The organism is Aeromonas sp. s7(2024) (assembly GCF_040907825.1).
In the GTDB taxonomy this organism is placed as follows: Bacteria; Pseudomonadota; Gammaproteobacteria; order Enterobacterales; family Aeromonadaceae; genus Aeromonas; species Aeromonas veronii.
This window is the reverse complement of the sequence record NZ_JBFOCM010000010.1, coordinates 54,648-66,663: the sequence shown is the minus strand read 5'-3', so window position 1 is coordinate 66,663 and position 12,016 is coordinate 54,648. Positions and strand designations below refer to the sequence as shown.

Here is a 12,016-nt window from a genome sequence, read left to right as displayed (position 1 = left end):
GAGAAGAGCACAGAGAACGAGGAGAGCGTAATGGTTCGGATGGGCAAGGTTGGCTGCAGGGCGCTGCTGTGGCTTGGCTGCATGATGGGCCTCTGGAGCCCGTCGCTGTGGGCCGAGGTGAAAGTGATCCCGGTCTTCGAGGCGCAGGCGGCGGTGCAGACCCTCAAGGAGATCTATCCCCAGCTTGGGGTGAGTGCCATGGGGAATCAGCTGGTGCTGAGCGGGACGCCAGCCCAGCTGCAGGAGGCCGAAGCCATGCTGGCGCAGATCAACCAGCCACCGCAAAGCCTGCTTATCGAGTGGCGGGTCGATGGTGCCGCCAGCGGTCAGCAACTGGGGGGCTCAATCAGTCGCGACGAGGCCAAGCGGCAGTGGCTGGTCGATGGCAACGCCCAGCAGTACCAGCGCAGCCAAAACGACAGCTGGCAGGTGCGCGGGCTGTCGGGCCGTCCCGTGCTGCTGCAGATGGGCTCCTATCAGCCGGTCACCTTCTATCAGTGGAACGGGGGCGCCGTGGTGGGGATGATGCCGCTGGTGAACGGCCTCTATGCCACGGCCACCTTGATTGGCGATCGGGTGCAGATTGCGCTGAGCAGCGAACAGGCGCGGCTGGATCAGGGCACCATCAATCGTGGCCAGAGTGCCACCGAGGTGAGCGGGGCCCCAGGCCAGTGGCTGACGGTGGGGGAGCTCTCGACCAGCTCGGCGGATCAGGGGAGTAGCCTCGGCACCCAGCTACAGGGGGGGCGAGGCAGCCAGAGCGAGCGCCAGACCCTGCAGATCCGGGTCACTCGTCAATAGGTGTCAGCCCCGTTAATGGGGCTGATCTGCGGCATATTCCCGTAGCTGGCGACTGCGCAGCAGATACCAGAGTGACCAGAGGCTGGCGACCAGCACCAGTGCGGTGGGCCAGCTGAATGACCACTTCTGCAGATTGAGGCTGTGCAACTGCATCAGCAGACCGCTGACGGCAGAGCAGAGCAGCAGCAGCGGGCTGTGGCGCCGGAGTCTGGCGCGAATACTCTGGGTCTGCTGATAGGTGCCCCCGCAGGCGAGCAACGCCAGCATGGCGGGGACGTCGGTCAGCAGGCTGATGTAGAGGGTGATCTTGTCCGGATAAAAGAGGGTAAGGATCTCGCTGCCGCTCTCGCGGGTCACTCCCGCCATCAGAAAGAGCCAGACCGAGCGGGTCAGCAACAGGGCGATGGGCCAGAACCAGAGAGGCGGGCGCAACTGGCCGTGATCGTCATATCGGTGTTCGGGGTAGAGGGTCATGGTTGCCCGTTATCCACTTGAATTGGGTGATGGAGGGGATATGGGGCGACGAAGCGCCCTTTGCAAGGCGTTGGGGATGGCGCAAATTAATCGGGGGGCCATGCCCCCCAATCTGTTTCTTCAGATATCGCAGCGCGCGTCGGCGGCGTTACAGCCAGCCTTTGCGCTTGAAGAAGAGGCCGGTGCCGAGCGATGACATCACCATCAGCACCAGTGACATGGGATAACCATACTCCCAGGCGAGCTCCGGCATGCGGCCGAAGTTCATGCCGTAGATACTGGCGATCAGGGTCGGCGGCAGGAAGATCACGGCGGCTACCGAGAAGATCTTGATCACCTTGTTTTGCTCCAGATTGGTCACCCCCATGGAGGCCTCCAGCTGGAAGTTGATCTTGTCGAACAGGAACTGGGTGTGGGGCAAGAGAGACTCCACGTCATGCAGCATCTCGTCGATCCACTTGTTCTGCTCAAGGCTCATGCGCTGGCGCAGGCTGCGTTTGAGGAAACGCAGGGCGCGGCGGGTATCGTGCAGAGAGAGACGGATCTGGCCGTTGGCCTCTTCCTGTGCCATCAACTCTTTCAGCATGGGGTTGATCTGATCCGGCTCGAAGATCTGATCGGCGGTGTTTTCCAAGGTCTTGTAACCATCTTCGATAAGGTCGGAGAGGTACTCCACCTTGAGGTTTTGCACCTCCAGCAGGATGTCGAGGGCATCCTCCACCTCCAGCCGATCCTGGCGCATGTAGTGACGCAGCAGGCGCACCAGTCCGATGTCATCTTCACGAATGCTGATCAGCAGGTTGTTGCGCAGGGTAAAGGAGACGTGGACACCCTTGGTGTCACGACCGATCCGCTGGGGAAACAGGGAGTGAATGTGCAGACCATCGGTATCCCAGTAAAAACGGGCGGATGCTTCGATGTCGTCGAGCTCTTCCTTGTCGGGGACCTCTTCCAGGAACAGGCCCGTCAACCATTCTCGCTCTGCCGTGTCCGGCTTGTAGGCATCCAGCCAGACCGTGTTGTCAGGTACTATGTCGTCAGGCCCGAGCGTGACTATGTCCAGCACCTTGTTGTTGAGAATGTAGGCGGTGATCATCTGTCCCCCCTTAAAAAGTCATGGGTAATCAGGGATGGTTGCACAGGTCATGCGGCCTTAGATCGCTGCAGAAGGCGATCCCGTGGATAAGCAGATCGGGCCGATGGAAAACCTGAATGCGGCGAACTATACAGGGGCGGGCCGCGCTTGTCAGGGGCTATTCATCAGGGATTCAGCCTGTTTGTTCAAAAAAGCAGCGAGGTCGGATCACCTGAGCGGCTATGCGGGGTAGAACCCAGCCTTTGGCTGGGGGAGGGCTAGCTGGGGCTGCTTGTTGCCGCTGCCCCGCTTCATCACATATTCGGATAATTGGGCCCGGAGCCTCCCTGTGGCGGCGTCCAGATAATGTTTTGACTGGGGTCCTTGATATCGCAGGTTTTGCAGTGGATGCAGTTGGCGGCGTTGATCTGCAGTTTGGCCGCGCCTTCCATTTCCAGCACTTCAAACACCCCTGCCGGGCAGTAGCGTTGGGCGGGTTCGGCCCAGGTGGGCAGATTGACCTCGACCGGAATGCGCTCATCCTGCAGCTTGAGGTGACAAGGCTGATCCTCGTCGTGACTGGTGTTGGCCAGATACACAGACGAGAGTTTGTCAAAGCTCAGCTTGCCATCGGGTTTGGGATAATGGATGGGCTCGCAGCGGCTGGCCACGCGCAGCTGACGGTAGTCGTGAGCCTTATCGAGCAGCTTGAAGGGCGAGTTTGCGCCAAACAGCCGTTGCTCCAGCAAGTTGAAGGCACCGCCCAACCAGGGACCATAGCGGTGAAGCGCCGCGCCGAAGTTGCGCGCCGCCTTGAGTTCGCGGGCCAGCCAGCTCTGGTGCAGCTCGTCACCATACTGGGCCAGATCCCGGCCCCCTTCATCGCCCCCCCGCAGCGCCATCGCGACGTTTTTTGCCGCCAGCATGCCGGACTTCATGGCGGTGTGGATCCCCTTGATGCGGGAAAAGTCGAGGGTGCCCGCATCACAACCGATCAGCAGGCCGCCCGGGAAGTGCATGCGGGGCAGGGCGTGCCAGCCCCCCTTGGTGATGGCGCGGGCGCCATAGCTGATGCGCTCCCCATCTTGCAACACGCCAGCGATAAGCGGGTGATGCTTGAGGCGCTGGAATTCGTTGAACGGGCTGAGCCAGGGATTCTGGTAGTTGAGATCGACGATCAGCCCAACCGCGACCTGATCCCCCTCCATGTGATAGAGGTAGAAACCGCCGTGACTATTGCCGCCCCCCTGCTTGCCGAGGGGCCAGCCACTGCCGTGCAGCACCTGTCCCGCTTTGCCTTGACCTACTGGCAGTTGCCACAGCTCCTTGAAGCCGATGGCATAGTGCTGGGGCTGGGCAGGGCTTGCCAGGTTGAACTCGGCGATCAGCTGTTTGCCGAGATGGCCTCGGGCCCCCTCGGCAAAGAGGGTGTAGCGGCCGAGCAGCGCCATGCCGGGCACATGATCTGCTTTCGGATTGCCTGCCCGATCCAGCCCCAGATCGCCGGTAATTACCCCCTTGACCCGGCCCGCTTCCATGATAAGTTCGCTGGCGGTAAATCCCGGGTATATTTCGACTCCCAGTTTTTCCGCCTGTTGGCCGAGCCAGCGGCAGAGATTGCCCAGACTGACCACATGGCAACCCTCATTGTGCATCCGGGGTGGCACCGCCCAGGCGGGGAGTTGCAGGGAACGTTGCTCGCTTTGCAGCAGATGAACCTGATCGTCGCTGACCGGCACGCCGAGTGGCGCTTGCTGCCAGCAATCCGGCAGCAGCTCTTGCAAGGCGACGGGATCAAACAGGGCGCCGGAGAGCAGATGGGCGCCAATTTCCGCCCCCTTCTCCAGCAGGCAGACAGAGAGAGTGGCATCCTGCTGTTTCAGGGCGATGGCTGCACTGAGCCCCGCCGGACCGCCGCCGATGATGACGACATCAAATTCCATTGCTTCCCGTTCCATCTTGCCTCTGCGCTCTGGTTGGCCTAGGGTAATGCTGGTAGTTTACGTAAACGTAAAGCAGTTGTAAGCAAAACTGAGCAAGAAAAAGCAAAAAATCAGGGAAGAGCGTACTGCAACAAACGCAGAGGCACACTAATGAATTCAATCCAAAGAGACGAGGCATGACCCCATGAAGCTGCTGGTCGCAATCAAACGGGTAGTCGACTACAACGTCAAGATCCGGGTGAAGGGAGACGGCTCCGACGTGGAGCTGGCCAATGTGAAGATGGGGATCAACCCCTTTTGTGAAATTGCGGTGGAGGAGGGGGTCAGGCTGCGGGAAGCCGGGGTTGCCAGCGAGCTGGTGGTGGTGACCTTTGGCCCTGACGCTGCCGTCGAGCAACTGCGCCATGGGCTGGCGCTGGGGGCGGATCGGGCGCTGCATTATGTCACCGATGAGACGCTCGCCCCGCTGACTGTCGCCCGCGCCTTGCACAAGGTGTGTGAGCAGGAACAGCCAGATCTGGTGCTGCTCGGCAAGCAATCCATCGATTCAGACAACAATCAGGTGGCCCAGATGCTGGCTGCCCTCAATGATTGGCCGCTGGCGACCTGCGCGTCAGCCCTCAAGGTGGAAGCGGGAGAACTGCTGGTGACCCGCGAAATCGACGGTGGCCTCGAGACCCTGGGCATGCCGTTGCCTGCGGTAGTGAGCGCCGATCTGCGTTTGAATGAACCGCGCTTTGCCTCGCTGCCCAACATCATGAAGGCCAAGCGCAAGCCGCTTGATAGCGCCCCGTTCTCGACACTCGCCGTTGAGGTGGCCAACCAGACCCGCCTGCTCGGGGTGATGGCGCCGCCAGCCCGCAGCGCCGGGATCAAGGTGGGCTCGGTGGACGAGCTGGTGGACAAACTCAAACACGAAGCGAAGGTGCTGCCATGAGCGTGCTGATCATTGCCGAACATCATCAGGGCCATCTGGCCGACAACGTGGCACAACTGGTGACCGCCGCCGGATCCATAGGCGGCCAGGTTGACCTGCTGTTGCTCGGGCAGGGGCTGACCGAGGCGAGTGAACAGGCGGCAGCTCTCGGCGGCGTCGACAAGGTGTTGCTTGCCGAACATCCCCGCTTGGCCGACGGGCTGCTGGATGGGGTCGACAAGCTGCTGGCCACCTGGTGTCAGGGTTACAGCCACTGCCTGATGGCGGCGAGTGCCATGGGCAAGGCGTTGCTGCCACAGGTGGCGGCCCGGCTCGGGGTGGAGATGCTCTCCGAGGTGACGGCGATCGAGAGCAGCGACACCTTCCTGCGCCCCATCTATGCGGGCAATGCCATTGCCAGAGTGGCAAGCTCGGCGCCCGTCAAGGTGATGACGGTGCGGGCCACCGCGTTTGCCAAGGCGGCGACGGGCGGGCAGGCTCTCATCGAGCACTTGGCCGTGCCCGAATTCGCTGGTCGTACCCGGTTGGTCGAGCGCCGCGCGGTGCGCTCCAGCAGGCCCGAACTGACCTCCGCCCGGGTGGTGGTCTCCGGTGGCCGTGCTCTGGGCTCCAAGGCGCAGTTTGCCCTGATTGAGGCGCTGGCCGACAAGCTGGGCGGTGCTGTGGGGGCATCGCGAGCTGCCGTTGATGCAGGATATGTCGCCAACGATCTGCAAGTGGGGCAGACCGGCAAGGTGGTGGCGCCGGAGCTCTATATCGCGGTCGGCATTTCGGGGGCCATCCAGCATCTGGCGGGGATGAAGGAGTCAAAGGTGATCGTGGCCATCAACAAGGACAGCGACGCCCCCATCTTTCAGGTAGCGGACTACGGGCTGGTGGGGGATCTCTTCACTCTGCTGCCGGAGCTCACCGCCAAACTGTAAATTTGTCAGAAATGGCTGAGCTGTGGTCGTTTATGCGCTCTGCCCGTCATTTCTGTGCATGTTCCCTGCAAGCCCTGACCCGTTCAGGGCTTTTTCTACTGCAAGGGGGACGCAGAGTGACGGTAAAAGGTTGAGCCAGCTCCCAAAAAGCCTTTGATCCGCTGGCTGCTCTTGTGTAAAACCTGACAAGTCATCGATTACTCTCATCCACTCACGGAAAGCGTCATGAGCAAACAGATTTACAACTTCTGCGCCGGCCCCGCCATGCTGCCGGTTGAAGTAATGGAGCGCGCCCAGCGCGAATTTTGTAATTTTCAGGGGCTGGGAGCCTCGGTCATGGAGCTTTCCCATCGCGGCAAGCCCTACATGGCGGTTGCCGAGAAGGCTGAAGCGGATCTGCGCGAGCTGCTGGCGGTGCCGGACAACTACAAGGTGCTCTTCATGCACGGCGGCGGCCGCGGTCAGTTCTCCGCCGTACCCATGAACCTGCTGGGCGGGGCCAACAAGAAAGCGGACTTCCTGCTGACTGGCGTCTGGTCCCAGAGCGCTGTGGATGAAGCCAAAAAGTATGGCGATATCCAGACCTTCCAGGGGGTTGCCAAGAACGAGCAGGGGATCTCCCACCTGCTGCCGACCCCGGCGTTTCGCGCCGATGCGGCCTATGTTCACTACTGCCCGAACGAAACCATTGACGGCATCGAGATGTTCGACATCCCGGCCACTGGCGAGGTGCCGCTGGTGGCGGATCTCTCCTCCACCATTCTCTCCCGTCCTCTCGACGTGAGCCGCTTTGGCATCATCTATGCCGGTGCCCAGAAGAATATCGGGCCGTCCGGGCTTGCCATCGCCATCGTGCGCGATGATCTGCTGGATCAGGCCCGCGCTGATGTACCGTCGATTTTCGACTACCAGCTCACTGCCAAGAACGACTCCATGTTCAACACCCCGCCCACCTACGCCTGGTATCTGGCCGGTCTGGTGTTCGAGTGGCTGAAAGAACAGGGTGGCCTCGAGGCGATGGAAGCGCGCAACAAGGAGAAGGCCGACTTCCTGTATGACTATCTCGATCAGTCGAGCTTCTATGGCAATCAGGTGGATGTCAGCTGCCGTTCGCGGATGAACATCCCGTTCCAGCTGAAAAATGCCGAGCTGGACAAGCAGTTCCTGGCCGAATCGGAAGCGGCTGGTCTGCTGGCCCTCAAAGGACACCGCATCGTCGGTGGCATGCGCGCCAGCATCTACAACGCCATGCCGCTGGAGGGAGTGAAGGCCCTGGTCAGCTTTATGGATGGCTTTGCCAAGCGCAACGGCTGAGAACAGAGCCCCTATGTGTTTGCTGGTGGCCTCTCGTGACAACCCGTGAGCCGCTTCCAGCTATTGCAGTGATTCAAGACGCCGGGGATACCCCGGCGTCTTTTTTTCAACAGAACCAGCGCGCTGGCGTTTGCCGTGCGATTTCCCCTGAAAGTGCCCTTGCCGAGCGGGACGCAGGCTGTTAACGTCCGGACAGGCGTTTATTTTTGAGATAGCACAGGAAGTCTATGAATTCGTTGCGTTTGGAACCCATTTCTCGTGTAGCCGGTGAGGTCAATCTGCCCGGCTCCAAGAGTGTCTCTAACCGTGCGCTGCTGCTGGCGGCGCTGGCTCGTGGCACCACCCGTCTGACCAACCTGCTCGACAGCGATGACATTCGTCATATGCTGGCTGCGCTGACCCAGCTCGGGGTCAAGTACAAGCTCTCCGCCGACAAGACCGAGTGTACGGTGCAGGGCCTGGGCCGCAGCTTTGCGGTAAAAGAGCCGGTCAATCTGTTCCTCGGCAACGCCGGTACTGCGATGCGACCGCTCTGCGCCGCGCTATGCCTCGGCTCCGGTGAATATACCCTGGGTGGCGAGCCGCGCATGGAAGAGCGTCCCATCGGCCATCTGGTGGATGCCCTGCGTGAAGCGGGTGCCCATATCCAGTACCTGAAACACGATGGTTATCCGCCGCTGGTGGTGGATGCCAAGGGGCTGTGGGGCGGCGATGTGCACGTCGATGGCTCCGTTTCCAGCCAGTTCCTGACCGCATTTTTGATGGCGGCGCCAATGGCGGCCGGTGATACCCGGATCCACATCAAGGGAGAGCTGGTCTCCAAGCCCTACATCGACATCACTCTGCACATCATGAAGCAGTTCGGGGTGGTCATCGAGCACGACAACTACAAGCTGTTCTACATCAAGGGCAACCAGACCTACATCAGCCCGGGTGATTTTCTGGTGGAAGGAGATGCCTCCAGCGCCTCTTACTTCCTCGCGGCGGGCGCCATCAAGGGCAAGGTGCGGGTCACCGGTATCGGCAAGCACAGCATTCAGGGTGATATCCACTTCGCTGATGTGCTGGAGAAGATGGGCGCGCGCATCACCTGGGGCGATGGCTTCATCGAGGCGGAGCAGGCGCCGCTGCACGGAGTGGATATGGACATGAACCATATTCCCGATGCGGCCATGACCATCGCCGTTGCCGCGCTGTTTGCCGAGGGGCCGACCTCCATTCGCAATATCTACAACTGGCGGGTGAAAGAGACCGATCGTCTGCACGCCATGGCGACCGAGCTGCGCAAGCTGGGCGTTGAAGTGGAGGAGGGGCATGACTTTATCACCGTGACCCCGCCGACCCAGCTCAAGCATGCCGAGATCGATACCTACAACGATCACCGTATCGCCATGTGCTTCTCGCTGGTGGCGCTGTCGGATACCCCGGTCACCATCAATGATCCCAAGTGCACCTCGAAGACCTTCCCGGATTACTTCGACAAGCTGGCCAGTATCAGCCAGCGTGGCTGATCACTGACAAACCCGTCATCACCGACGCTTCGGGCCCGCGCTGAGCGGGCCTTTTTGCCTTCCTCACCAGCATCGTCATTTCGCTTAGCATCATTTCAATAACTTGCAAGATTGCCATATAAAATAGTTTTGTGATTGCTGTAATTTCCTATTTACACATGCGCTGTCGCGGGCTATGTTGAGATTTCCTAATCGCAGTCATCTAGCAGGAAGCCTTGTCATGCAGCATCAAACCGACGACGTTCGTATCAGTGAAATCAAAGAGTTATTACCCCCGGTTGCGGTGCTTGAGAAGTTTCCGGCTACCGAGGTTGCCTCGTCCACCGTTTTTGAATCCCGTCAGGCCATTCACAATATTCTGGCCGGCGAAGATGATCGTCTGCTGGTGGTGATTGGTCCTTGCTCCATCCATGATCCGGTTGCCGCGCTGGAGTACGGCAAGCGCCTCAAGGCGTTGCGCGACGAGCTGAAAGGTCAGCTGGAGATCGTGATGCGGGTCTATTTCGAAAAACCGCGCACCACAGTGGGCTGGAAGGGGCTGATCAACGATCCGTACCTCGACAACAGCTGCAAGATCAACGACGGTCTGCGCATTGGTCGCAAGCTGTTGCTGGATCTCAACGACATGGGGCTGCCGACTGCCTCCGAGTTCCTCGACATGATCACCCCGCAATACGTGGCGGATCTGATGAGCTGGGGCGCGATCGGTGCCCGTACCACCGAATCCCAGGTACACCGCGAGCTGGCCTCCGGTCTCTCCTGTCCGGTGGGCTTCAAGAACGGCACTGACGGCACCATCAAGGTTGCCATCGATGCCATTGGTGCTGCCAGTGCGCCGCACCACTTCCTGTCGGTCACCAAATACGGTCACTCCGCCATCGTGGCGACCCGCGGCAACCCGGATTGTCACATCATTCTGCGTGGTGGTCGTGAGCCGAACTACAGCGCCGCCCATGTCAGCGAAGTTGTGAAGGGGCTGGAGAAGGCCGGTCTGCCACAGAAGGTGATGATCGACTTTAGTCACGCCAACAGCAGCAAACAGTTCAAGAACCAGATGGTGGTGGCTGAAGATGTAGCCGGCCAACTGCGTGCCGGCAGCAAGGCGGTGTTTGGTGTGATGGTGGAGAGCCATCTGGTGGAAGGCCGTCAGGATCTGGTGGAAGGGTGTGAACTCACAGTCGGCCAGAGCATCACAGATGCCTGCATCGGTTGGGCTGATACCGAAGTGTTGCTGCGCAACCTGGCTGATGCCGTCGCAACCCGTAACGCCCGCTAAAGTCATCCCGGCGGCGCTGTTAATCGTCAACGCGCCGCTGGAGCAGCAAGCGACCGTTTGGCCAAATCGAATCAAAACAAAAGCGCGACCCTCGGGTCGCGCTTTTTCGTTGGTGAAGTGGATTACCAACGGTAGGTTTTCAGCAGAGCCTCCAGTTTCTGGCACTGCTCCACCAGCTGAATGCTGGCGAGGTTGGCGGCGTGCGCCTGACCCAGGGTATCGTTGGAGGTGTTGCGAATATCGCTCACCGAGCTGTCTACCTCATGGCAGACCCTGTCCTGCTCTTCGGCCGACTGAGCCATCTGGGCGTTGAGGTCATTGATGCGGGCGATGCGCTCGATGATGTTCTGCATGGCTGCCAGGGTCGCTTCGGTCTTGCTGATGCTCTCATCGGCTTTGCTTTTTGCATCCCCGATCACCGTAACTGCGCTCTGGGCTTCATTTTGCAGGGCGGCGATCATCTGGGAGATCTCTTCGCTGGCGGCGCGGCTGCGGTTGGAGAGGGCCCGCACTTCATCGGCCACCACCGCAAAGCCACGGCCTTGTTCGCCTGCCCGGGCCGCTTCAATCGCAGCGTTGAGGGCCAGCAGGTTGGTCTGATCGGCAATTCCCTTGATCACCTCGAGTACGCCGTCAACCGCCAAGCAGCGGCTGTCGAGTTGCTGGATCACCTGATCCACCCGATCGATCTCTGCCGACATCTCGCCCATATCGGTTATGGAGTGTTGGGCGAGGCGACTGGTGTCAGCGGCATCCTGATTGGTGAGGGCGGAGAGCTCGGCGCTGTGGCGGGCATGTTCGCGCACTTCGTGAGAGCTGGCGGCCAGCTCGCTGACGGCGGCGGCGACCTGGGTGGTCATCCCCTCTTGCTGGCGGGCCGAGTTTTCGGTCTGGGTCGCCACCTGACGGATCTGGTTTGACTCCTGATAGAGCTGGTGGGTTGCCCCTTCCACCTCCTGCAGGCTGTGGCGGAAGCCCTGCACCATATCATTGACGGCGCGTGTCATCTGGCCCAGTTCATCCCGGCTGTGATTGACCAGGGGGAGGGCGAGATCGCGCTCTTTGGCCATCCGGATCATGGTGAGCTGCAGCTGGCGCAGGGGGTGTTTCACGTAGCGTTGCAATACCCACCAGAGCAAGCCGAAGCCGAGACTGAAGACGGCGGCCAGGCTGCCGCTCAGGATCAGGTTGTTGTGGCGGATCTCGCCGAAGGTGTGGCTGAGGTCATAACTGATCCGGACTGCCCCCATCACGGTCCCCTCATTGACCTGGTGACAGGTGAGGCACTGGGTGCCGCGATACTCCTTGTAGGCTTTGAACGGTTTGATCAGGGTGAGCCGGTTGCCCTGCTGCTCCAGAATGGCTTCGCCCTGATTGATGGCTCGCTCATCGAGGGGATCCTGCACTTTCTGATCCGGATTACCCGGACCAAACAGGTTGCTGACGGCGGGGGCGCGCACCAGACGGGCCTCAACGATGCCCGCTTCACTCTTGAGTTTGGTCTGCACTATCTGCCGGTTGGCCATGCCACCTGTCATCATCAGCACGTTCACCTGATCCATATAGGTGTTGGCCATGCTCTCAACTTTCTCCTCTGCCAGCCGGATGGCGAGATCCCGTTGCAGCCAGGCGGAGAGTTCGAAGCAGAGGCCAAAGGTGGTGCTGATGACCAGCGCAAGAGGGAGGAATATTTTCCAGTTCAAGGAGAGGTTATGCATTTTGGGCAAGTTCCATGCGCTTGGTGTTGTTATGTGATCCCGTA

At 60.4% G+C, this 12,016-nt stretch carries 10 protein-coding genes; 6 read left to right on the top strand and 4 right to left on the bottom strand.

Going from position 1 to position 12,016, the window contains the following annotated elements; genetic code table 11:
* Positions 1-30: 30 nt before the first annotated feature.
* Positions 31-801 (top strand): hypothetical protein, encoded by a 771-nt coding sequence (locus AB5Y73_RS02795; RefSeq protein WP_279499215.1) that lies wholly within the window; start codon positions 31-33, stop codon positions 799-801.
* Between the two features lie 12 nt (positions 802-813).
* On the opposite strand, the gene AB5Y73_RS02790 is transcribed toward AB5Y73_RS02795, so the two are convergent.
* The 3 genes from AB5Y73_RS02790 to AB5Y73_RS02780 form a co-directional block, all read right to left on the bottom strand.
* On the bottom strand, positions 814-1,275 hold the full coding sequence (locus AB5Y73_RS02790) for a DUF2919 domain-containing protein (protein ID WP_042657897.1): 462 nt from the start codon (positions 1,273-1,275) through the stop codon (positions 814-816).
* 148 nt (positions 1,276-1,423) lie between these two features.
* Entirely contained in the window at positions 1,424-2,371 is a 948-nt protein-coding gene (corA, locus tag AB5Y73_RS02785) for a magnesium/cobalt transporter CorA (protein ID WP_005337059.1), read from the bottom strand.
* 293 nt (positions 2,372-2,664) lie between these two features.
* Positions 2,665-4,308 carry an electron transfer flavoprotein-ubiquinone oxidoreductase gene (locus AB5Y73_RS02780; protein ID WP_279499214.1) on the bottom strand — a complete coding sequence of 548 codons (1,644 nt, stop codon included), beginning with the start codon at positions 4,306-4,308 and terminating at the stop codon, positions 2,665-2,667.
* Positions 4,309-4,477: 169 nt separating this feature from the next.
* Here AB5Y73_RS02780 and AB5Y73_RS02775 point away from each other — a divergent pair, with 169 nt between their 5' ends.
* From AB5Y73_RS02775 to aroG, 5 genes are all read left to right on the top strand, one after another.
* Positions 4,478-5,230 carry an electron transfer flavoprotein subunit beta/FixA family protein gene (locus AB5Y73_RS02775; protein ID WP_279499213.1) on the top strand — a complete coding sequence of 251 codons (753 nt, stop codon included), beginning with the start codon at positions 4,478-4,480 and terminating at the stop codon, positions 5,228-5,230.
* The gene (locus tag AB5Y73_RS02770; RefSeq protein ID WP_279499212.1) at positions 5,227-6,153 is read left to right on the top strand and encodes an electron transfer flavoprotein subunit alpha/FixB family protein; all 927 of its coding nucleotides are present in this window, start codon (positions 5,227-5,229) and stop codon (positions 6,151-6,153) included. The genes AB5Y73_RS02775 and AB5Y73_RS02770 overlap by 4 nt, the downstream gene beginning before the upstream one ends.
* 225 nt (positions 6,154-6,378) lie before the next feature.
* Entirely contained in the window at positions 6,379-7,467 is a 1,089-nt protein-coding gene (gene serC, locus AB5Y73_RS02765; protein WP_058057450.1) for a 3-phosphoserine/phosphohydroxythreonine transaminase, read from the top strand.
* A 227-nt stretch (positions 7,468-7,694) separates the two neighbouring features.
* A complete protein-coding gene (gene aroA, locus AB5Y73_RS02760; protein ID WP_118853929.1) occupies positions 7,695-8,978 on the top strand; it encodes a 3-phosphoshikimate 1-carboxyvinyltransferase in 1,284 nt (427 codons plus the stop codon).
* A 220-nt stretch (positions 8,979-9,198) separates the two neighbouring features.
* Positions 9,199-10,254 carry a 3-deoxy-7-phosphoheptulonate synthase AroG gene (aroG, locus tag AB5Y73_RS02755; protein WP_005351268.1) on the top strand — a complete coding sequence of 352 codons (1,056 nt, stop codon included), beginning with the start codon at positions 9,199-9,201 and terminating at the stop codon, positions 10,252-10,254.
* A 122-nt stretch (positions 10,255-10,376) separates the two neighbouring features.
* Here aroG and AB5Y73_RS02750 read toward each other — a convergent pair whose 3' ends face one another.
* Entirely contained in the window at positions 10,377-11,972 is a 1,596-nt protein-coding gene (locus tag AB5Y73_RS02750; protein WP_279499211.1) for a methyl-accepting chemotaxis protein, read from the bottom strand.
* Positions 11,973-12,016: the final 44 nt, after the last annotated feature.

Excerpts from the sequence above, each read along its gene's own strand:
- AB5Y73_RS02795 (WP_279499215.1), top strand. The coding sequence starts at position 31 with ATGGTTCGGATGGGCAAGGTTGGCTGCAGGGCGCTGCTGTGGCTTGGC.
- AB5Y73_RS02790 (WP_042657897.1), bottom strand. The coding sequence starts at position 1,275 with ATGACCCTCTACCCCGAACACCGATATGACGATCACGGCCAGTTGCGC.
- corA (WP_005337059.1), bottom strand. The coding sequence starts at position 2,371 with ATGATCACCGCCTACATTCTCAACAACAAGGTGCTGGACATAGTCACG.
- AB5Y73_RS02780 (WP_279499214.1), bottom strand. The coding sequence starts at position 4,308 with ATGGAACGGGAAGCAATGGAATTTGATGTCGTCATCATCGGCGGCGGT.
- AB5Y73_RS02775 (WP_279499213.1), top strand. The coding sequence starts at position 4,478 with ATGAAGCTGCTGGTCGCAATCAAACGGGTAGTCGACTACAACGTCAAG.
- AB5Y73_RS02770 (WP_279499212.1), top strand. The coding sequence starts at position 5,227 with ATGAGCGTGCTGATCATTGCCGAACATCATCAGGGCCATCTGGCCGAC.
- serC (WP_058057450.1), top strand. The coding sequence starts at position 6,379 with ATGAGCAAACAGATTTACAACTTCTGCGCCGGCCCCGCCATGCTGCCG.
- aroA (WP_118853929.1), top strand. The coding sequence starts at position 7,695 with ATGAATTCGTTGCGTTTGGAACCCATTTCTCGTGTAGCCGGTGAGGTC.
- aroG (WP_005351268.1), top strand. The coding sequence starts at position 9,199 with ATGCAGCATCAAACCGACGACGTTCGTATCAGTGAAATCAAAGAGTTA.
- AB5Y73_RS02750 (WP_279499211.1), bottom strand. The coding sequence starts at position 11,972 with ATGCATAACCTCTCCTTGAACTGGAAAATATTCCTCCCTCTTGCGCTG.